Source organism: Vibrio cincinnatiensis DSM 19608, from assembly GCF_900167345.1.
Lineage (GTDB): Bacteria > Pseudomonadota > Gammaproteobacteria > Enterobacterales > Vibrionaceae > Vibrio > Vibrio cincinnatiensis.
Genome location: NZ_FUXB01000010.1, coordinates 16,469 through 38,228 on the forward strand (window position 1 = coordinate 16,469; position 21,760 = coordinate 38,228).

The window sequence follows — 21,760 nt, forward strand, 5'->3', positions numbered from 1 at the left end:
GTGGTATATTAGTTCCGTTTTCTTAATCGGTGGGTGAAAAGGAAATTCAGTTTCATGCGCTATACCCCAACTCTTAAGCTGAGTACACGTCTAGCCGCTTTTGTTACTTTGATCGTAACAAGTGCGATGTTTATTCTTTTTCTCGGGGGAACTCTCTCTTTTCAGAAGATGGGGCAAGAGTATTTGAATCACTACCTCAGTAATATTGTGGAGGTGGTGGATAAAGAGCTAGGCGATCCTGAAGCTGTGGATTCAATGCAACGTTGGATACCTAAAATGTTACAAGCCTCGAATATTGTAGAAATGCAGCTCTCTTCTGAGGCTGGGGTTGTTTACAGTTTCACTGATCCCTCATCCCGGATTGCTCTTGATCGTTTATATCATGCTGACTTTTCTTTATCTCGTCATCACGGATATACAATACATTTCAAGGCTGTCCCCCCTTATTTCAGCTATAGCTACTCAATGGGGACGATGGGGTCAATTTCTTTAGCTGTCGCCTTGATCATTTTTTGTTTAGTGCAAGGTGTTAAATGGTTGAAAGAACAACTTCTGGGCTCAGAATTGCTTGAAGAGCGAGGGCGAATGATTCTCGCTGGAAGAGTTGAACAGTATGCCAAAGGTGATGAGCGAGAGTGGCCTTACACAGCCAGTAAGGCGATGGATTCTTTAATCGAAGAATTACAAGATGCTCGGCAAGAACGAAGTCGTTTTGATGGATTTATTCGTAGCCAAACGTTTCTTGACCAATTAACCGGATCCGCTAACCGCGTGTTGTTTGACAGTAAATTAGAGTCCGGTTTATTGGAAAGTGGAGCTCGTGGTGGTGTCATTATGATACGACTTGATGAACTAGAGTTGCTGAGAGAGGAGTTGGGTAAACGAATTGCCGATGATTTAGTCGTGGAAGTGGGGGAGTGTCTTTCCAATATTATTGCTCGCTATCCAGATGTGATTTTATCTCGTTACTATGAGTCGGTCTTTGCGATATTCATGCCTCATCAAAATTCAAAAGAAGTCGCTCATGTGGCAAGTCAATCTCTGAAATTTATCGAAAAAATTATACCGCCTCTTCCTCTTGATCGTGATAACTGGGTTCATATTGGTATGAGTATGTATCAGGAAGGGGAGCGACGAGGTCGAATCATCGATGAAGTTGAAACCGCTTTACGTAGTGCCCAGATGCAAGGCGGAAATGCTTGGAGTCGTTTTAATAAAGTGGCACGGGTGGAGGATGAACGAGGTAGTGTTCGATGGCGAACCTTGTTTGATCAAATTCTTCTTCCTGAAAAAATCAGTTTATTCCGACAGGCGTGCTATTTAATTACTGCATCGAATGACTTAACATTAGTGCATTATGAACTTTTTGCGCGTATTTACGATTCAGATCAAGGTTTACTCAAAGCTTCTCGGTTTATTTCTGCTGTAGAAACAGTGGGATATGAAATGGTTCTTGATCGTGCGGTGTTCATTCGTACTCTAGAATTGATCCGAAATGAACAAACAACAGAGTGCTATTCGGTTAATCTCCATGTTGTTCCTTTTTCCGATAAGATGTATTGGCGATGGTTTCGCAATGAATTAATGCAATTACCTAGTGCTTTGCGCTCAAGGCTTTCTTTTGAGTTTGCTGAAGGACGATTAGTTCAGCATTTAGATTATATGCGCCCTGTCATGAAGATGATCCGCGGCTTAGGATGTCAGTTAGTGGTGGGGCAAGCTGGGCGTACGATAGTGACGACTCACTATATTAAAGATTTACGTATTGATTACCTCAAACTTCATCGAAGTTTGATCAAGAACATTCACCAACGCCATGAAAATCAACTGTTTGTACGCAGTCTGATTGGGGTTTGTAGTGGTACTCCAACTCAAGTGATTGCGGTTGGAGTTGAAAATGAAGCAGAGTGGCAATGCTTACTCTCTTTGGGTGTTAATGGCGTTCAAGGACGGTTGTTTGACGCAGAGCAACCTTTGTCGGTTCCTTTCCCTTCAAGCAATCCGCCCCATGTTAAGCCTGGTAAAAGAAACCGATGGCGGACGAAGTAGTAATAAATGAAAATTGATGCCTTGATAAAAAAAATGATCGGCAAGAAGGATAACAGTCATTCGCTCTTCGCTGTCATTCAACCTGATGCTATTTATTTTTCATCAGAAGATGCTTTAGTTTTACCTGAACGTTACCCTCTTGCTGATATTAACTGGTCACAGGCTCTTATTCATGCTTTGAACTCGGCCAATGTGAAAGGAGTGGTGGTTGACCTAGTTTTACATTCTCAGCTTTATCAAAGTTATCAGATAGATAGACCAAATATTGCCCAAGAAGAATGGCCGGCGGCACTGCCTTTCTTGCTGAAAGATTTAATTAATGAGAAGCCAACCGAAGTGGTCGCGGACGCTTATCCTCTTAGCGGTAATAATAAAGTTCAAGCTTATGTCATTACCAAGAAAGTCATTTTAGAGATAGCTGAATCACTGAAAAATTTGGGTTGTCAATTAGGGCGAGTCTTGCCAGAACAAGAAGTTTGGGCAAATTGTTCGGCACCTTTAACCCAATTTTTATTGCTACAGCGCAATAACGCGGGCAGTTTTAAATTGGATGCCTTTGTGGAGCAGCGTTGTTATTTTCAACGAACGTTGCGAGGTGTGGTTGCGCCTATTACAGGGGTTGCTACTGCTGGATTACAGCTTGATAGTTTAGCGTTGGAATTACAGCGCTCGATTGATTATTTGTCTTCACAGCTAAAAGGGGTGGCACTTCATCAACTCAAAGTGTGCTGTGATGGTGAAGATCATGCTGAACTTGTGGTGGCATTAAATGAGCGCTTAAATGTCAAAGTCAGCACACTGGCAGAAGAAGAGCCTCAACCTCTATCGGGTGTGGTGCTGGCTCACTATGCTCAGAGCGTACCTCTTGATGCTGTAAATTTTTATCAGAGCCATTTGAAGCCAAAGAAAGATTATTTTTCTCTGACTACCGTAAGCTCGGTTTTGGTGGGAGTGATGGTGCTTATGCTGGCGGTGGCCGCAGTGTACCAGTATCAAGTGATGAAGCTAGATGAGCAAATCAAAGTGGCTGAGCAGGAATCTGAAACCCTTTCAGTACAGTTGAATACCCTGAAAGCACAAAAAGCACGACATCTTCCATCCTCACATAAAGTAGCGGCTGCCGCGAGGATGAAAAAAGAAATTACCGCTCAGCAGGCATCATTAAATTCGATCAATCAGTTTGATCACGCTCAACGTGAAGGGTACTCCGGTGTGATGGAAGCGTTAGCCAAACTGGCCCGTAGAGATATTTCGTTAACTCAGATCGAGATTGATCCTCAACGATTTGATATTAAAGGCTTAGCTCGTGAAGCGAAAGTCATCCCCTATTGGGTTGAACAGTTTCAACAAGAATTACATTTAGTCGGCCGGAGTTTTGAGCGGCTAATTATTGGACGAGATGAGAATGATATCGTGACCTTTGAGCTGAAAACGAAGCAAGAGGCGAAATGATGAAACAGCGTTGGAAAGAATTAAGTCAACTCTTTAATCAGCGTTCGATACGTGAAAAATGGTTGATCGCTGGCTGTGGTTTCGTGCTCGTTGTGATGTCATTACAAATGGTGTTGATCGATCCTTTACTGGCGAACCATCAACGACAATCTCGTCAGCTTTCAAATTATCAATCCTCGAATCAAAGCATGAAAATGGCCATTCAACAGCTACAACATGAATTGAGTAAAAACCCGGATGCAGAAATCGATATCGAGTTAGCGCAGCTACAATCGCAGAATCAGCAACTTACCGCTCGGCTTGATGAAGTGATGGAAACCTTAGTGTCACCTTCACAAATGGCGCAAGTGCTACAAGATGTATTAGATAAGAGTAATAAATTGAAATTGGTTAGCTTGGCATCATTACCCGCAGAGCCGATTAATCCGCCACAAGAAGAGGGCGCTAATACCAGTCAGTATTTTGTTCATCCAGTCAGAATTGAACTTACGGGTAATTACTTTGCGATTCGTGATTATTTAGCCGCTTTAGAAAATTTGCCTGTTAACTATTATTGGCGGCGTTTTCACTACCAAGTGGTGCAATATCCACAAGCAACATTGGTGTTAGAAGTCTATACATTGGGCTCGCGTAAGGAGTTTATTGGTGGGTAAAACAACGTTACTAATCATGTTACTTCTGCTAAGCCAGACGGTTTCGGCAACACAAGATCCAACCGCTCCGTTAGGATGGCGTGCGCCCTCAGCGACAAAGGTGCGTCCCGCGCCGTTGCCTAAGTTACAAAGTATCGTGTGTCAGCAACAATGCTACGCAATATTGAATGATCAAATGGTGTCGATCGGAGCAAGTATTCAAGGCTATCGAGTTTCTCAAATAACCGAGTCAGACGTTACCTTGGTACGTGGCAAACAGCGTTGGGAACTTCAGCTTTTCTCACTGGACATCAAAAATTAAGGTATGAGAGTTATGCGTAAAATTGTTATCGGTGTCATTGTGGCCGCTTTGGTGGGATGTTCAATGGGGCACCGAGATCCGGTCGAGATAAAAGAATCACTCAATCAGTCGATCAACGAAGCCAACAGCCGATCACTCGATGAACTCCCCGCTTCGGTTGAAGCGGATCTGATGCCTGATCTGAATGAACCCGCTCAAGATTCGTTCCCATCGGTTCAACGTTTTCGTATTCAAGCTCAGGATGTTGAGGCAAAAGCTTTTTTTGCCAGCTTAGTGAAGAATAGCGAATTTAGTGCAGCCATTCACCCTGCGGTTGAAGGGCGTATTACCGTCAATTTATCGAATGTCACTTTAGATGAAGCCTTGAATGTGGTTCGTGATTTGTATGGCTATGAAGTTGAAAAAGTGGGTAAGGTGATTCAAGTCTACCCATCTGGCCTACGTACGGTTTCTATTCCTGTGGATTATCTACAATTCAAGCGTAGTGGACGTTCATTAACGTCGATCACCACTGGTACGGTCACTAACACGGATAATCGTACGAATAATACTTCCTCCTCAAGTTCTCGTCGTAGCAGTTCGAACAATGCGAGTTCGAGTAATAGTTCTTCAACTCGAGGCGGCACAGAAATTGAGACATTAAATGAAAGCGATTTTTGGCCTCAGTTAGAAAAAGCGGTTGCTAACCTCATTGGCTCAGGCGCTGGGCAAAGTGTGGTGGTGAGCCCTCAAGCCGGTATTCTGACATTGAGAGCGTATCCTGATGAAATTCGGGAAGTTCGCCAGTTTCTTGATATGTCACAGCAACGTATGCACCGTCAGGTCATTTTAGAAGCCAAAATATTGGAAGTGACGTTAACGGATGGTTATCAGCAAGGGATCAATTGGTCCAATATGTCGATAAGTAATGGAAAGATCGTACTTAATCGAGTTGGTAACACGAGTTTACCTGGGCTAGATTCCATCGGTTCACTGCTGGGTGGGCAAACCAACATTACGATTTCAGATGGAAGTTTTGAATCTGTTTTAAACTTTATGGCCACACAAGGGGATTTGAATGTTCTGTCTAGCCCCCGGGTTACCGCTGCAAATAATCAAAAAGCGGTCATCAAAGTAGGGACCGATGAATATTATGTGACGGATTTAACCAGTGTGGTTGGAAATGGTGATAATTCTAATGCTTCTCCTGATATTGAGCTGACGCCTTTTTTCTCAGGTATCTCTTTAGATGTGACACCACAAATTGATGATAAGGGGAATGTTTTATTGCATGTTCATCCTTCTGTCATTGAGGTTGAGCAGCAAACCAAGGAGATACAGTTTGGTTCTGAGTTGTATACCTTACCACTGGCACGAAGTTCCATCCGTGAGTCTGATTCAGTGATTCGAGCACAAGATGGGGACGTAGTCGTGATTGGTGGGTTAATGAAAACCAGTACCAATAACCGAGTCTCCAAAGTTCCCTTTCTGGGAGATATTCCAGTTTTAGGACACCTCTTTCGTAACACTACCGAACTGACGGAAAAAACGGAGCTGGTGATTTTGCTAAAACCGACCGTAGTGGGGGTGAATACCTGGCAAAAAGAGTTAGAGCGTTCACGAGATTTACTGCAAGAGTGGTTCCCTGATGCTGAATAAGAGAGGGGAATAAAAACGGTTATGTATCTGACACATTATGGTTTTGAGCAGTTTCCGTTTCATTTAACACCGGATACCACCCTCTTTCTTGGCTTAGCTCCCCACTATGAAGCGATTCAAATGGTGAGTGCTGCGATTGCGATGGGAGAGGGCATGATCAAAGTGACCGGTGAAGTGGGAACGGGAAAAACCATGGTGTGCAGAATGTTACTGACTCATTTAAATGAGGATATTCAGTGGATTTATCTGCCTAATCCTGCGTTATCGGGTATGGAACTGCGGCGAGCGGTTGCAACGGAGCTCAATTTATCCTCGGTGGCGGAAACTCAGTTGATTGAGGCGATTCAGTCTCGATTAATGGCGTGGCATTTTCAAGGAAAGCGAGTGGTGGCAATGGTGGATGAAGCGCAAGCGTTATCGGATGATGCCTTGGAAACTTTACGCTTATTTGGCAACTTGGAAACCGAACAGAGTAAGTTATTACAGATGGTATTACTTGGTCAGCCTGAACTCGATGAGCGTTTGGCTCAACACCATCTAAGGCAGTTTCGTCAGCGTATCACTTTTAGTGCTCAGTTAAGACCGTTATCGGTTTCAGAAGCGGTAGCCTATATTGATAATCGATTATGTAAATCTGGCGTGGAAAAAGCGTTGTTCAGTCATCAACAGAAAAAAGCGGTATGGCGAGCCAGTAAAGGTATTCCTCGCTTATTAAACCAAGTCTGCCATAAGGCTTTGCTGCTCGCGTTTTATGCTCAGCAGCATGAAGTATCTAACGTGCATTTATACCATGCCATTCACGATACGTTTGATACCTGCAAACCTAAATTTAAACAGCCTCTTTTATGGGGATGGAGCAATCAATGAGTGTCGTTAATCAAGCACTGTCACAATTAGTTTCGAAACAGGGCAAAACACTCGATCATATTGAAAGAGCCGATGTGGCCGCGGTTAAATCTCGTCCAGCCTGGGTTTGGGTGGTTGGCGGTTTTGGTCTTAGTTTAGCGGTGGGGGGCTGGGCTGTTTCTCAGCAAGCCAGTGATGTGATGTCGAGTGTGGTACTGGATACACCGATGACATCGCCAATGATGTCTAATGCGTTTTATTCACCCACCCAAAATATCCAGATTCCCGAAGTGGCGCTGTATCGCTTAGCTCCAGTTGTAGAAGGATCCAATACAGCGGTTATACCACCAGAGATTCAATTAGCCTCGGTTGCTGCTCCGACTCCGGCATCAAAATCGGTGACCTTGGCATCAACGTCAGCGCCTTCTGCGCCTAGCGAGCCTGCGAAAGCGATGGTGGTTGAACACGTTGAGCTGACGCCACAAGAGTTGTCAAATAAAGCGGTTTCTCGTGCGAATAAAGCGTTAGACAGTAATGATTTTAACCGCGCCGTGAGTGCTTACAGCGAAGCGCTGCGCTATACCCCACAAAATGAGCAAGTTCGACAACAATTAGCGGCCCTTTATTACGGGAAAGGCGACGTTCGAAAAGCGTTTGAATTGTTACAGCGAGGCGTTGAATTGAATCATGATGGTGAAACGCTACGCATTGCATTAGCGAAATTATTAGTGAAAGAAGGCCAGAATGAAGCGGCCTTATCACCATTAGACTACGTTCCCGATGCGGCTTCTGTTGAATACCTTTCTTTGCGCGCTGCATTAGCCCAAAGGAACAAATACAATGATATTGCCTTGGAAAGTTATCAATTATTAACAGAAAAAGAGATCAATAATGGGCGTTGGTGGCTTGGGCTGGCTATTCAACAAGAACGGGCTTTCATGCATAACGAAGCGAAAACCTCTTATCAAGTGGCATTAACGAAAGTAGGGCTATCGGCTCAGTCCCATGCCTTTATTCGTGAGCGTTTACAATTGCTAACACGTCAAGAGGAGAGCCAAGGTGCAAATTAAGTTAAGAAAACGGCTGGGGGACCTTCTGGTTGAAGAAGGCATCATCACTGAGCAACAAGTTGAGCAAGCACTGGTTGCCCAAAAGCAGACGGGAAGTAAATTAGGCGGCACACTGATCGAGTTGGGTTTTTTGACCGAACAGCAAATGTTAGCCTTTTTATCTCAGCAGTTATCACTGCCTTTGATTGATTTGAACCGTGCCCACATTGATATTGATGCTGTACAGCTGTTGCCTGAAGTTCATGCTCGTCGTTTGCGCGCATTAGTGATTGGGCGTAACGGGGACGTGTTGCGGATTGTGATGAGCGATCCTGCGGATCTTTTCGCGCAAGAATCCTTACTGACTCAATTGCCTAACTATCAGTTTGAATATGTTATTGCACCAGAGAAGCAACTGGTTGATGCCTTTGACCGTTATTACCGTCGAACCAAAGAGATAGCATCGTTTGCAGAGCAACTGCAAGCTGAGCACCAAGAGACGGAAGCGTTTGACTACAGTATTGCGGGTGATGAATCCGATGATGTGACGGTGGTTAAGCTGATTAATTCCTTGTTTGAAGATGCCATTCAAGTCGGCGCTTCGGATATTCATATTGAGCCAGATGCTAATCTCCTGCGTCTTCGTCAGCGTATTGATGGGGTATTGCATGAAACCTTGCTCAATGAAGTTAACATTGCGTCCGCATTAGTTTTACGTTTGAAGCTGATGGCAAACTTGGATATTTCTGAAAAACGTTTACCACAAGATGGACGCTTTAACGTCAGGGCAAAAGGCCAATCGGTCGATATTCGTCTTTCTACGATGCCTGTACAGTATGGCGAATCTGTGGTGATGCGTTTACTGAACCAGACCAGTGGTATTCGTAAATTAGAAGAGTCCGGCATTCCAGATGACTTACTGCAACGGCTGAGACGACAGCTTAAACGCCCACATGGCATGATTTTGGTCACAGGCCCAACGGGGTCAGGTAAAACCACGACACTGTATGGTGCCCTTTCAGAATTAAATGAAGCGGGTAAGAAAATTATTACCGCAGAAGATCCCGTTGAATATCGGATCTCGCGTTTAAACCAAGTGCAGGTTAACCCGAAAATTGGCCTCGATTTCTCAACCTTGTTGCGGACATTCTTGCGTCAAGATCCAGATATTATTCTGGTGGGGGAGATGCGCGATCAAGAGACGGCTGAAATTGGCTTGCGTGCAGCATTAACGGGGCACTTAGTACTCAGCACATTGCACACCAATGATGCGGTCGATAGTGCTCTGCGTCTGATTGATATGGGCGCCCCCGGCTATTTAGTTGCGAGTGCGGTGAGAGCGGTGATCGCTCAGCGCTTAATTCGTAAAGTTTGCCCAGATTGTAAAACCGATGATGTACTCGACGATGCTCGTCAACAATGGCTGGCAGTACGTTTCCCCAATCAAGTTTCTGGGCAGTTTGTCCATGGTCGAGGTTGCCAGAGCTGTAACCTGACCGGATACCGAGGTCGAATTGGTGTGTTTGAAATGCTAGAACTTGAGCAGTCTATGATGGATTCTCTACGGGCGAATGATACGTTAGGTTTTGCTCATGCTGCACGTTCGTCAAAGAATTACAAACCGTTGTTGGCTTCTGCGATGGAACTGGCACTGCAAGGGGTGGTGAGTTTGGATGAAGTGATGGCACTTGGTGAAGGGGACGCGTCCGGCGCAGCCCAACCCATTTACTTGTAGGTAATAGGAAAGAATATGCCAAGCTATCAATACCTAGGCCGAAACGCCGATGGCAGTAAAGCATCAGGAAGTGTGGATGCCCCCAGTGAAGACATGGCGGCGGAAACTTTATTGAGCCAAGGGGTGATTCCGACGTCTATCGTAGCTAAAAAATCCGTCAGCGCTCCTCAAATGGATTGGAAGGCTTGGTTTGCACCCGCAGTGCCACTTGAAGTGTTAGTGATTTTCTGTCGCCAGATGTACAGCTTAACCAAAGCGGGCGTACCTTTATTGCGATCAATGCGAGGGCTGACTCAAAACTGCACCAATAAACAGTTGCAACAAGCGTTGGAAGACGTGGCTGGCGAGCTTACCAATGGCCGTGGGTTGTCAGCGTCTATGCAGATGCACCCTCAGGTCTTTAGTCCACTTTTTGTGTCGATGATCAATGTGGGTGAAAATACAGGTCGCTTGGATCAAGCTTTATTGCAACTGGCAAATTACTATGAACAAGAAGTAGAAACTCGTAAGCGAATAAAAACCGCAATGCGTTATCCTACTTTTGTGATCAGCTTTATTGGCATTGCGATGTTTATCTTAAACATCAAAGTGATCCCACAATTTGCCACGATGTTTAACCGGTTCGGTGTTGAGCTTCCCTTGCCCACACGGATCTTGATTGGCATGTCGAACTTTTTTGTCAATTATTGGATGGCGATTATCGGCGCTATTGTGGGGGGGATCTTTGCTTTTCGATCTTGGTTAGGGACACCGAAGGGCCGAGAAAAATGGGATAAATTTCGGTTAAGAATGCCTATTGTTGGTGGCATTGTAAATCGGGCTCAGTTAGCACGTTTTTCTCGTACTTTCTCTCTTATGCTGAAATCTGGTGTGCCTTTGAACCAGTCTTTGGCGCTTTCAGCCGAAGCGCTAGAAAATAAGTTTTTAGAGTCTCGCTTATTGAAAATGAAAGGTGAGATTGAGGCCGGTAGCAGCGTATCAGTCACGGCGATGAATGCGGATGTTTTTACTCCCTTAGTGATTCAAATGATCGCTGTGGGTGAGGAGACTGGGCGTATTGATGAGTTATTGCTTGAGGTCGCGGATTTTTATGACCGTGAAGTGGATTATGATCTCAAAACGCTAACCGCACGGATTGAGCCTATTTTGTTGGTGATCGTCGCGGGGATGGTGCTTATCTTAGCATTGGGCATCTTCTTACCTATGTGGGGCATGCTGGATGCCATCAAAGGGTAGGGTGAATGATGATCAAGCGCGCTCGATTAATGGTTTGGCTGGTGGTGATCGGCATACTGTTAGTTAGTTTATTGCGTGCTTGGCCTCCGATACAAAAAGAGTTAGAGCGTACGGCACTGGTGCTGGCTAATCGTGAAATTATTGAACGTGCGAATGACTATAAACAGCAGTGGTTATTGCAAGGCCAGCCTCAGCAGTTGTTATGGCAGGGAGAAGAGGTAACATTTTCCGATTTTGGCTGGGTATTGCCCAATTCTGTCGATGGCCAGCGCTGCCCTCAGGTTTTAAACTGGCTATATCCTGAACAAATGCTTCTTGGCCAAACACTGAGAGTTGAAGAGCAAAAAGTCCCTGAAGGTTATCACTGTCAATTGAGCTACAATCAGGATCTATCGCTCATAATTATGTTACAAAACAACAGATTTACATCAATTGTCTCAGATATGAGAACGGATGATAATTTGTAGGGATGCTCAGCGTTATTGGTAGGGAACACCTTATAATATCCCCAAAAAGTAGGTAAGTAATGAGTAAAAAACAATCGGGTTTCTCCTTGGTCGAGTTAGTGATCGTTATTGTTGTGGTCGGCTTGCTTGCCGTTGCAGCACTACCGCGTTTTCTTGATGTGGCGGATGAAGCAAAAAAAGCCAGTATTGAAGGGGTTGCCGGTGGTTTTGCAACCGGCGTTTTGTCTGCTCGCGCTCAATGGGAAGCCAAAGCGCGCCCATCGGTGTCTGCAGGGGGGCAAAAATACAACACGGTTGACTATGACGGAGTGGAATTTTGGCTCACACATTCAAAAGATAGTAGTGGTGCTGAAACGGGGTTTCGTGATGGTTACCCAGTCGCTCTGAATAATGGTGGCAGTTTCCCAACCAGTATGACGGATCAACAGTGTGTGGATTTAATGGAAAATTTACTGCAAAACCCGCCACAAGTGGCTGCCGCAGGGGGGAACAGTAATGATAACCTGCGCTATACCGCTCAGGCGAATGGCTCAGATTGGACCTGCACTTATATCCAGCAAGAAGGAAATAGTGCGCATCAATTTGTTTATGAACTAAAAACCGGCCGTGTCACGGTCACCTTAAATTAATCCGATGGATTTTTGATATTAAAGAGAGAGTAACGATGAAAAAACAAGGCGGTTTCACCCTAATCGAATTAGTGGTCGTGATTGTAATTTTAGGTATTTTGGCGGTCACCGCCGCGCCGCGCTTTTTAAACCTGCAAGATGATGCTCGTAAAGCCTCTTTGCAAGGTTTAAAAGGCGCGATTGATGGGGCTACTGGTATCGTTTATGGCAAGGCGGCTGTACAAGGAAAAGAAACAGAATCTGACGACGAGGTTGATGGTATTAAAACCGCATATGGTTACCCAACAGCGACTGCTGCAGGTATTGGTGAGGCTGTTGTTGGGTTAAAGAGTGATTGGGAAGCTAAAGTTTCAGGTTCTGATTTTGTTATTACATTTAAGGATAAAGATGTAGCATCGGCAAAATGTTATGTTACTTATCGCCAAGCAACTGGTACAGCTGTATCTGAAGCAGCATCAACAGAATTAACGATTCCTGACGATGGTGGTTGTTAATCTATAGCATTCTTTAGACAAAGAGCGATAGCTGGGAATCGATTAACGGCCTTGATCTTATGGAATCCCAGCTTTTCCGTGCCTCGATGACGGTGAGGTTTAGTTTTTATTTTGAGGCCAGCTTTGCTGGCCTTTGTTGTCAGAATATCCTGAAGTTAATGGAGAGGCGTTTTTCTCTGTTCTATTTCTTATAGAATATTTTCCCAATTCAAGCGGAGTCCGTAATGCAACCGATAAAGCGTCAAGTCAGCGGTTTTACCTTAGTGGAGCTGATCGTTGTTATTCTGCTGATATCGATTATTTCTGCTTATGCCGCCAGCCGTTATTTAGGGAAAGATTCGCTTTCTGCTTATGTTGCCCAAGAGCAAGCCATCTCTATTATTCGGCAAATTCAAGTCAATCGAATGCAATCTAATTTATCAAGCTTAGCGGAAAATGGTCATTATCGTTTAATGGTCAGTCAATCTTGTTTGGGCTCAGTCGCAGCCTGCCAACTTTCGGCTGATCAGGATACTCGTCGTAGCGATGTACTTCGTGAAGAAAACCTGACATTTTCTCTTTCTCCTTCCCTCAGCAATGAGACCGTTTTATTTGATTTGTTGGGCAACCCGGTGAGCGAAAGTAATCAACCGCTCGGTGATGTTATTATCACCATTACTTCTCCATCCAGTCGCGCTGGGGTGTGTATTAATGCCCAAGGCTATATTGCCAAACAAGGAGAGTGTTAATGTCTCGCCAGCAAGGCTTTACCTTGATTGAAAGTATTGTCGCCATGGTGATTATTGCTATAGCGATGGTGACTTTAATTAGCTTTTTATACCCACAGATCGAGCGTTCCGCCACTCCTCATTATCAAACTCGAGCGGCGCATTTAGGGCAGAGCTTATTGAGCCAAATTTTGGCACGTGGTTTTGATCACAACAGTGATTTTGATGGTGGAAAGAAACGTTGTGGAGAAGACGTTTCTTGTAGTGATGTCTTAGGACGAGACGGTGGTGAAACTTTACCGGATACCTTTAATGATGTGGATGATTATATCGGTTGTTGGTATGGCGATACGCCTCAGTCTTGCCAGGGAATGACTCCGGTTGATTCACTGGTGAACATTCTTGGTGCGGATATTGCGGCGAATTACACGCACTTTACGGTGTTTGTGACGGTTGATTATGTCGATAGCGATTTTCAGACTTCAAGCACCCCGACAAACCTCAAGCGTATTCAACTGGATATTGATGTGGGTCGATATGGCCGTTTTCCCCTTGTCGCTTATCGGGGGAATTATTGATGAAAAAAAAGGGCTTTACCTTAATCGAAATGGTATTAACCATGATTGTGGGATCCATCTTAGTTTTGGCTATTGCCGGCTTTGTGGAATTAGGCAGTAAGGGCTATGTGGATACGGTCAATCGGCAGCGTTTACAAACCCAAGCCAAGTTCGTATTGGAAAAAATTACCCGAGAGATCCGTCATGCCGTCCCTAATAGTATTTCATTAGAAAGTGGAGGCAATTGCCTTTCTTTCTTTCCCATTGTCTATTCGGGATATTACGCTTTAGATGATGCAGATGATAAAAAGCTAGAATTTATCGTGGGCAATAGTAAAGAGCCCAACATCAATTTTTCTGGGCTAAATATGGTGATAAACCCGAGTTCTCAGGATGATTTAACGGGGGCCAATCGTGCAATTCCAAGCTTAGCCGGTAGCAGTACCACATTAACCCTGAACCGCCCGTTAGATAGCCAATCTGTCGCCAATCGATTTTATATTTATCAAGATAAAGTGACTTATTGTAAGCAAGGCACCACGGTTTCTCGTCAACAAGCCAATGGGGAATATGTCAAAGTCACGGATAATATCGAGAGTGCGGCCTTTGATTACGATCAACCGACTTTACAGCGTGGTGGTATCGTCCATCTCGCTTTGACATTTAGCCAAAATGGCGAATCAAGCCATTTTGAACAAGATGCGCAGGTATTAAATGTTCCCTAAAATCCAAAAGCAGGCGGGTAATCTGTACATTGTCGCCATTTTTGTCTTAGTGGTGATGGGATTTCTCGCTTCCGCTTTAACACGCCTTGAATGGTCAAACCATGATGCATTGTCACGAGACTTGCTCGGCACCAAAGCTTGGTTTGCGGCTCATTCATCTAATGAGCTGGCATTAACTTTGGTTTATCCATTGTCACGCTCTAGTGCATTTAGTTCGTTATGTCCCTCGGAAACGGGGGCCGTGTCATCGATTAGTGAGGCTGAGGCGTTAATCAACCAATATGAAGGCTGTCGAGGGACAAGCCAGTGCCAATTTTTAGGCGAGTTAAATAATCAGAAACTGTATAAATTGGAAAGTCGAGTGATCTGTGGCAGTGAGCAATATCAAGTTGAACGTGTGCAAGATATCGTGGTTAAGGAGTAAAAAATAATGTATAAAAAGATAATATATTTTTTATTACTATTCACTCATATATCACTAGCATACTCTGATGATGGATTTGAGTTTTTAAATGGTCTTTTTACAAAGCCAGTTCAGACTTGGGTGACTGCAGATAAAGGTTCGTTGGAAATTACAGGAGGATCAAGTATTTATGGGTTTTCCTCTGGTGATATCACTTCTGATAATCAAATTTCTGCCCGTATGAAAACAGTAATAACCCCTCAATATGAAAATTTATGTTATGTCGGAAATAAAGGTTCTAATCCTAGTGGTTATCATTGTACAAACTCCTCTGAAGTTGAACTATTACAGCTAAATTCTATTCCTAGTTATTCTGAAAAAGCAGGTGTTGTACCCGAAGTTAGTTTTAAAGTTAATTCCTCATCGAAAAACGAATTATTTAATAATATGTCGGGCGGTAATAGTGAAAATGATGCTTATCTCATTAATTTAGAACCGGATAATTATAAATCTATAAGTATTACTGGTTCTGGTTTTTTTATATTAAAAGAAGGTAGTTATCTTATTAAAAAACTATCATTAACCAACGATGTTAAACTAATTCTTCCTGAAGGTTCTGATTTTGAAATTGAGAATATAGAAACGAACTCTTGGGGTGGAGATTCTCGAATAAAAATAATTTCATATGCGAGGAAACTTTATTCAAATACTCCAAGTTTAAGTGGTGTTGATATTGCATTATATAATGGTAATTATGAGTTTAATAAGTTATCACTAGCTAATGACTCTAACCTTACTGTTGAGGCGGAAAATTTACAAGTAGGGGAGCTTATCACAAATTATAATGATAAATTATCTATCTATATTAAAAATACAATTTTTTTTGTAAATAAATTTAATCACAACGGTTCATCATTTACTATAAAAGATGGCGGTTTTTTTGTTGGTGAATTAGTTGCAAATGGTGCCGAAATTAACTGGCTTGGTGAAAGGAATCGCAGTAATTTTATATTAGATGATTTTAATCTTTCAGGGGGGGTGAATAATGTTTATATGGATAAGGGAGTTTATTATATTAAGAGATATGATAATGGTAGTTCAAGTAATAATTTCAAATATGAGGATTCCGTACACATTATTTCTAATAAAGTAGATGCAAGTGGGGCAGGTAAAGAAGAGGATTCGAGAGTTAGTTTCATTGTGTTGGATGATGATGAAGGAAATAATGCCAGTTTTAATATGAGTGGTTCAGCTACCAGCTGTACAAATATTTTTAGCCATCGTAAAGTGACATTAACTGGTGGTGTGGTTTTAAGAGGCGCTGTAATTGCTAATGAGATTAGCGTAACGGCTGGTGCTTCCATTGAATATTATCCTGGTAAAGGATGTAATAGTGATGCAATTGATGACGATGAATATACATTAACAATGGATACCGATGATTATTATGCTTTGCTATGTGAAGACCCTGGATTAAATATCACTCTCACTGTTAAAAATGGTGAGCACATTGCTTATGATTATAACGATACGATCGATGTCACTGTGAAATCGTTAAGCTCACCGAGTTATCCTATAAAAGGGGATGTAACGGGTAACTATCGGCCTGTCAATGGTCAATTGACGCTTAAACTCACCAGTCAGGGGAGCCAAGATGTGGAGGTGATCGCTCAATTAAACCCGAAAGGTAATAGCCATTCTGTTTCGGCAACTTATCACTTTGTCCCTTATAAATTTGCGGCAGAAGATCAGTATGTTATTGCCAACAAGCCTGAAAATGTAGCAGTGAAAGTCCTTGGATGCGATACCGATGATAAGGTTATTGATATCGGCTACAACGGTCAGCCTACAGTGACCAGTGAGTGGCAAGCTCCACTTAATGGCGTAGGCAATGTGACATTTTCACCGAATTTTAATGCTGGCAATGTTACCGCCGATAGTCAGAAGCTCGTGATGGAAGAGTCGGGTATTCGTACCGTGACCATGACGGATACAAATTTTGACTGTAGCAATTCTAATTGTCCGATAGAAGGTGGCGGTCCATTACAAGGTAGCTTTACGGTCTATTCTCGTCCGTGGACTTTTGCGATCTGTTCTTCCGATGGTAAGAGCATGGATGGCAATATTGAGGATAGAAATAGTGTGGGGTTTACCTCGGCTGGCAGCCCATTTGATTTACATATTCGCCCACTACGCTGGGTGAGCAGTTCTGGTGATAACAGCGATCCACAAGTGGGAGACCGCGAAATCGAAACGTCTGCCTATTGTAGCTCACCCGTGACACAAAACTTTTTTGCTACGGACGCTTCCCTAAAAGCGAAGGTTTTATTAACTCATAACGTCGCGGAACCAGAGGATGGTAATAATGGAGCATTGAGTGGTTCTTTGCAGTTGACTAACCGTGATGGTGTAGATAGCAGTTACTTGCCTTTTCATAATTTGGCTTGGGACGAGGTGGGCGTCTTGCGGATAAATACTGATATTGAGGATAAATATCTTGATATGACGGTCAACCAAGGTTATCGCAATATTGGTCGTTTCTACCCTGCCTACTTTAAGATTACCCAATCGCAATGGTCTTTAGCTGCCCAGAATAATATCGCTTATCTATCACAGCCTTATGATAGTGCTGAGTTGGCTATTACCCCTTATGCGTTAGGTGGAAATGGGGATACGGTACAAAACTACCATCGTTTTAATCCATTATTACAAGCGACGATCTCATTGTTAGAAGATGATGATAGGAAAGGGCGATTAGTTTTAGACACTGAATTAGGCAGTTGGGGAAGTAAAGAGGAGACTTCTCAATGGTATTTAGATGATAGCAATGCGGTTTTTCAACGGGCTTATCAAGCATCATTAGAGAGCGGTCATCAAGTTTCTATAGTGGATGGGCCATATAATACTTCGGATTTTCAATCTTCTTCGACCGCATTTGGTTTTACGGTAATAGCTGCGGTGGATCCGGTCGATTCTCGTTCGGAATCTCAATGTAGCGAAGGTTGTAATTCTCTTGATTTAACCTTTCCTGATCAACCGCCAGCACGCTATGGACGTATGCGACTAATGGATGTGGGCGGCACTTCCGTTGAGCCGATTGCTGTCCCGCTTCGTGTTGAGTTTTGGCAAGGGAGTCGTTTTGTGACCAATACTCAAGATAACGGCTCGACATTTTCTACGGATGAGAATTTGATCTGTAAACAAATGATTTGGTCTTATTCAGGTAATGTTTCCACTTCAACGCTTTCTGGGGAGGCGGGTAAGGTTAGCCAAGGAGAAAGTTCAGCGATTTCTGCAACACCTTCTTCAACGACAGAAAATATTCGAGAGCAAGTTCGTTTCTGGCTACGCCTTGATGATGATGATACGAATGATGACAGTCAGCAGCAATCGGCTCAGGTAGGTGAGACATCGATTGAGTGCCCCTCTGGATATTTAAAACAGCCTTGGCTTCGTTATAACTGGCGAGCAAAAGGTGATGAAGATCCTTCGGCGGTGGTCACTTTTGGTATTTTCCGGGGTAATGATCGGGTTATTTTTCGTGGTGAGCCGGGATTAACAGGCCACTAGCTGATTTCTAATATAATTAGACTATCGAATTTACTCACAAGGGCTTAGAATGGACCAATCTAAGCCCGCATTTTTCTACTCAAGTTAGAAATCTGTTAGAAATTACGGGTTTTCCTCCATGTTTATGGATCAACGCCTTGCTGTGATTGCAAGGCGTTGGTACATTTAGTGCAATTTTCATTTTATTCATCTTGCAGGACGAACGAAGATCATGTTCAAAAAACTTCGTGGCATGTTTTCCAATGACCTATCGATTGATTTAGGTACAGCCAACACACTTATATACGTAAAAGGACAAGGTATTGTTCTTGATGAGCCTTCCGTTGTTGCTATTCGCCAAGATAAAGGCCGTGGTGGTAAAACGGTTGCCGCAGTCGGACATGCGGCGAAGCAAATGCTTGGTCGTACACCGGGTAATATTTCTGCTATTCGTCCTATGAAAGACGGCGTTATCGCCGATTTTTATGTTACCGAAAAAATGCTTCAGCACTTTATTCGTCAAGTGCATGACAATAGTGTACTGAAACCCAGCCCACGGGTTTTGGTGTGTGTCCCTTGTGGTTCAACCCAGGTTGAGCGTCGTGCCATTCGTGAATCTGCACTGGGAGCTGGAGCTCGTGAAGTGTATTTGATTGATGAACCGATGGCCGCTGCCATTGGTGCTGGGTTGCGTGTGTCAGAGCCGACCGGTTCGATGGTGATCGATATCGGTGGTGGTACCACAGAAGTAGCGGTTATCTCACTCAATGGGGTGGTGTACTCTTCTTCGGTACGTATCGGTGGTGACCGTTTTGATGAAGCGATCATCAACTATGTTCGTCGTAACTACGGCAGCTTGATCGGCGAAGCGACCGCAGAGAAGATCAAACATGAAATCGGTTCCGCTTATCCGGGCGATGAAGTGTTGGAAATTGAAGTCCGTGGCCGTAACCTTGCTGAAGGGGTGCCTCGCAGCTTTACATTGAACTCCAACGAAATTTTAGAAGCCTTACAAGAGCCATTAACAGGCATTGTGTCTGCGGTGATGGTTGCCTTAGAACAATGCCCACCAGAGCTGGCTTCGGATATCTCTGAAAATGGCATGGTGTTGACTGGCGGTGGCGCGTTATTGAAAGAGCTTGATCGTCTATTAACCGAAGAAACGGGAATTCCTGTGGTGATTGCTGAAGATCCATTAACTTGTGTTGCTCGCGGTGGTGGTAAAGCTTTAGAAATGATCGATATGCATGGCGGCGATCTGTTTAGCGACGAATAATGGCTTTCTGGCATGGTAACCGTGCCAGAATACAAATCTGGGATTGTTTAAGATGAAGCCAATATTTGGTCGAGGGCCTTCTCTTCAGCTACGTCTATTTTTTGCAGTAATCGTATCAGCCAGCCTCATGCTGGCTGATAGTCGTTTAGATGCATTTTCTCAAGTTCGCTTTCTTCTCAACAGTTTGGTTGCTCCCATTCAATATGCCGCGGACTTACCTCGCAGTATGTTTGATGGGTTTTATGAACGTTTTAGTTCCCGCCATCAACTGATGGAATCGAATCGCGCTCTGAAACGGGAAGCGCTCACGTTAAAAAGTGAGTTGATCTTGTTGGATCAATATCGAGAAGAGAACCAACGATTACGAAAACTTCTGGGATCCTCTTTTGTCCGAGATGAGAAAAAGGTAGTTGCTGAAGTGATGGGGGTTGACACTTCACCATATCGTCATCAAGTCGTGATTGACAAAGGGCGAGTGGATGGGGTGTATGAAGGCCAGCCAGTGATTAATGAAAAAGGGATCGTGGGTCAGGTGACGTTCGTCGCTGCACATAATAGCCGTGTATTACTGCTGATTGATCCCAATAGTGCCATACCCGTACAAAATATTCGTAATGATATCCGAGTCGTTGCTTCTGGTAATGGGCAGACGGATGAGATTCAACTGGAACATATTGCAACCAGTACCGATATGGAAGTCGGCGATATGTTAGTGACATCTGGTTTGGGAGGCGTTTATCCAGAAGGGTATCCGGTGGCTTATCTCTCTCATGTAGATAAAGATACTCGGCGTGAATTTGCCTCAATCAAGGCTTCACCTGTGGTGGATTTTAATCGTTTACGTTATTTGCTATTAATTTGGCCCAATGAAGATCGTCAACAAAAAGTATTACAAGCCAATCCGCAGCAGATGACGGAGGAAAGTGATCATGGCACAGAGTGATTGGACTAGCCGCATGGTCATCTGGGGCTCTTTTTTATTAGCCTTAGTCGTTCAAACGATTCCTTGGCCTGGGACTTTAGATTTATTGCGCCCCTCTTGGTTGCTATTGGTTACCTGTTATTGGGTGATGGCGTTACCACATCGAGTGAATGTGGGGGCGGCATTTACTCTGGGGCTATTGTGGGACTTATTGCTTGGTTCAACCTTAGGAATTCGCGGTATGATGATGTCTATCATCGTTTACCTTGTGGCGATGAACTTTCTTGTGCTACGCAATATGGCCTTGTGGCAGCAAGCGATTATCATTGCATTATTGTCGATGGGGCTAGAGGTACTGATCTTTTGTGGTGAGTACCTGATTCAAGATGTGGCCTTTAATCCTCTCTCACTGTGGAGTGGGGTGATTAGCTGTATACTTTGGCCATGGATGTTTTTATTGTTGCGTCGAGTTCGGCGTCATTGGCATATAAAATGAGCAAGAAACCATTAATTTTGGCGTCCGGTTCACCAAGACGCCGTGAGTTGCTCACTCAATTGGGTTACTCCTTTGATATTGTTATTCCCAATGTAGAAGAATCACGTCAGAGTGGGGAATCCCCTCAAGAATACGTTGAACGGTTATCACGAGATAAAGCCTTGGCGGGGTTGGCTTTATCCGAGCCTGATTCTCTCGTGATTGGCTCGGATACCATCGTGGTATTAGATGATGACGTGCTCGAAAAACCACAGGATTTTACTGATGCTCGCCGAATGCTTTTGCAACTGTCTCAGGTTCGTCATCAGGTTATGACGGCAGTGACCGTAGCTTGTGCCGAACGACATCACTCTGTGGTTGTGACCACGGATGTCTGGTTTAAGCCGTTGTCGGAACAAGAGATTGAACAATATTGGCAAAGTGGTGAGCCATGCGATAAAGCTGGCAGTTATGCGATTCAAGGATTGGGTGGAAAGTTTGTAACTAGGATTGAAGGTAGCTATTACGCGGTTGTCGGGTTACCTCTATATGAAACTGACCAGCTCTTGCACGAATTTTTATAATTTTAATCATTGA

The 21,760-nt window shown here is 43.8% G+C and carries 21 protein-coding genes; all 21 read left to right on the forward strand.

Going from position 1 to position 21,760, the window contains the following annotated elements:
- Positions 1-54 precede the first annotated feature (54 nt).
- The 21 genes from csrD (at position 55) to B5D54_RS10425 (ending at position 21,747) form a co-directional block, all read left to right on the forward strand.
- Positions 55-2,049: an RNase E specificity factor CsrD gene (gene csrD, locus B5D54_RS10325; RefSeq protein WP_078926477.1), complete on the forward strand. Its 1,995-nt coding sequence runs from the start codon at positions 55-57 to the stop codon at positions 2,047-2,049.
- A 6-nt stretch (positions 2,050-2,055) separates the two neighbouring features.
- Entirely contained in the window at positions 2,056-3,501 is a 1,446-nt protein-coding gene (locus tag B5D54_RS10330; RefSeq protein ID WP_078926478.1) for an MSHA biogenesis protein MshI, read from the forward strand.
- A complete protein-coding gene (locus tag B5D54_RS10335; RefSeq protein ID WP_078926608.1) occupies positions 3,501-4,154 on the forward strand; it encodes a type II secretion system protein GspM in 654 nt (217 codons plus the stop codon). Before B5D54_RS10330 ends, B5D54_RS10335 begins: the two co-directional genes overlap by 1 nt.
- A 16-nt stretch (positions 4,155-4,170) precedes the next feature.
- Positions 4,171-4,455 (forward strand): MSHA biogenesis protein MshK, encoded by a 285-nt coding sequence (locus B5D54_RS10340; protein ID WP_115174067.1) that lies wholly within the window; start codon positions 4,171-4,173, stop codon positions 4,453-4,455.
- A gap of 12 nt (positions 4,456-4,467) precedes the next feature.
- A complete protein-coding gene (gene mshL, locus B5D54_RS10345) occupies positions 4,468-6,093 on the forward strand; it encodes a pilus (MSHA type) biogenesis protein MshL (RefSeq protein ID WP_078926480.1) in 1,626 nt (541 codons plus the stop codon).
- 21 nt (positions 6,094-6,114) lie between these two features.
- A complete protein-coding gene (locus B5D54_RS10350; RefSeq protein WP_078926481.1) occupies positions 6,115-6,960 on the forward strand; it encodes an ExeA family protein in 846 nt (281 codons plus the stop codon).
- Positions 6,957-8,009 (forward strand): tetratricopeptide repeat protein, encoded by a 1,053-nt coding sequence (locus B5D54_RS10355; protein ID WP_078926482.1) that lies wholly within the window; start codon positions 6,957-6,959, stop codon positions 8,007-8,009. Before B5D54_RS10350 ends, B5D54_RS10355 begins: the two co-directional genes overlap by 4 nt.
- Positions 7,999-9,723, forward strand: coding sequence for an MSHA fimbrial ATPase MshE (gene mshE, locus B5D54_RS10360; RefSeq protein ID WP_078926483.1), 1,725 nt, complete (start codon positions 7,999-8,001; stop codon positions 9,721-9,723). The genes B5D54_RS10355 and mshE overlap by 11 nt, the downstream gene beginning before the upstream one ends.
- Positions 9,724-9,738: 15 nt before the next feature.
- The gene (locus tag B5D54_RS10365) at positions 9,739-10,959 is read left to right on the forward strand and encodes a type II secretion system F family protein (RefSeq protein WP_078926484.1); all 1,221 of its coding nucleotides are present in this window, start codon (positions 9,739-9,741) and stop codon (positions 10,957-10,959) included.
- Between the two features lie 5 nt (positions 10,960-10,964).
- Complete coding sequence (locus tag B5D54_RS10370; RefSeq protein WP_078926485.1) at positions 10,965-11,426, forward strand: hypothetical protein; 462 nt, start codon at positions 10,965-10,967, stop codon at positions 11,424-11,426.
- Between the two features lie 59 nt (positions 11,427-11,485).
- Positions 11,486-12,055, forward strand: coding sequence for a prepilin-type N-terminal cleavage/methylation domain-containing protein (locus B5D54_RS10375; RefSeq protein ID WP_078926486.1), 570 nt, complete (start codon positions 11,486-11,488; stop codon positions 12,053-12,055).
- Between the two features lie 35 nt (positions 12,056-12,090).
- Positions 12,091-12,549: a type II secretion system protein gene (locus B5D54_RS10380; RefSeq protein WP_078926487.1), complete on the forward strand. Its 459-nt coding sequence runs from the start codon at positions 12,091-12,093 to the stop codon at positions 12,547-12,549.
- 224 nt (positions 12,550-12,773) lie between these two features.
- Positions 12,774-13,277 carry a prepilin-type N-terminal cleavage/methylation domain-containing protein gene (locus tag B5D54_RS10385; protein ID WP_078926488.1) on the forward strand — a complete coding sequence of 168 codons (504 nt, stop codon included), beginning with the start codon at positions 12,774-12,776 and terminating at the stop codon, positions 13,275-13,277.
- On the forward strand, positions 13,277-13,834 hold the full coding sequence (locus B5D54_RS10390) for a type IV pilus modification PilV family protein (RefSeq protein WP_078926489.1): 558 nt from the start codon (positions 13,277-13,279) through the stop codon (positions 13,832-13,834). The genes B5D54_RS10385 and B5D54_RS10390 overlap by 1 nt, the downstream gene beginning before the upstream one ends.
- Positions 13,834-14,538 carry a PilW family protein gene (locus tag B5D54_RS10395; RefSeq protein WP_078926490.1) on the forward strand — a complete coding sequence of 235 codons (705 nt, stop codon included), beginning with the start codon at positions 13,834-13,836 and terminating at the stop codon, positions 14,536-14,538. The genes B5D54_RS10390 and B5D54_RS10395 overlap by 1 nt, the downstream gene beginning before the upstream one ends.
- On the forward strand, positions 14,528-14,962 hold the full coding sequence (locus tag B5D54_RS10400) for an MSHA biogenesis protein MshP (protein WP_078926491.1): 435 nt from the start codon (positions 14,528-14,530) through the stop codon (positions 14,960-14,962). Before B5D54_RS10395 ends, B5D54_RS10400 begins: the two co-directional genes overlap by 11 nt.
- A gap of 6 nt (positions 14,963-14,968) precedes the next feature.
- Positions 14,969-18,511, forward strand: a complete 3,543-nt coding sequence (locus B5D54_RS10405) for a DUF6701 domain-containing protein (RefSeq protein ID WP_078926492.1) — start codon at positions 14,969-14,971, stop codon at positions 18,509-18,511.
- A gap of 211 nt (positions 18,512-18,722) precedes the next feature.
- Positions 18,723-19,766, forward strand: a complete 1,044-nt coding sequence (locus B5D54_RS10410) for a rod shape-determining protein (protein WP_078926493.1) — start codon at positions 18,723-18,725, stop codon at positions 19,764-19,766.
- A gap of 52 nt (positions 19,767-19,818) precedes the next feature.
- Positions 19,819-20,709, forward strand: a complete 891-nt coding sequence (mreC, locus tag B5D54_RS10415; RefSeq protein ID WP_078926494.1) for a rod shape-determining protein MreC — start codon at positions 19,819-19,821, stop codon at positions 20,707-20,709.
- Positions 20,696-21,184, forward strand: coding sequence for a rod shape-determining protein MreD (gene mreD, locus B5D54_RS10420; RefSeq protein ID WP_078926495.1), 489 nt, complete (start codon positions 20,696-20,698; stop codon positions 21,182-21,184). The genes mreC and mreD overlap by 14 nt, the downstream gene beginning before the upstream one ends.
- Positions 21,181-21,747 (forward strand): Maf family protein, encoded by a 567-nt coding sequence (locus B5D54_RS10425; protein ID WP_078926496.1) that lies wholly within the window; start codon positions 21,181-21,183, stop codon positions 21,745-21,747. The genes mreD and B5D54_RS10425 overlap by 4 nt, the downstream gene beginning before the upstream one ends.
- Positions 21,748-21,760: the final 13 nt, after the last annotated feature.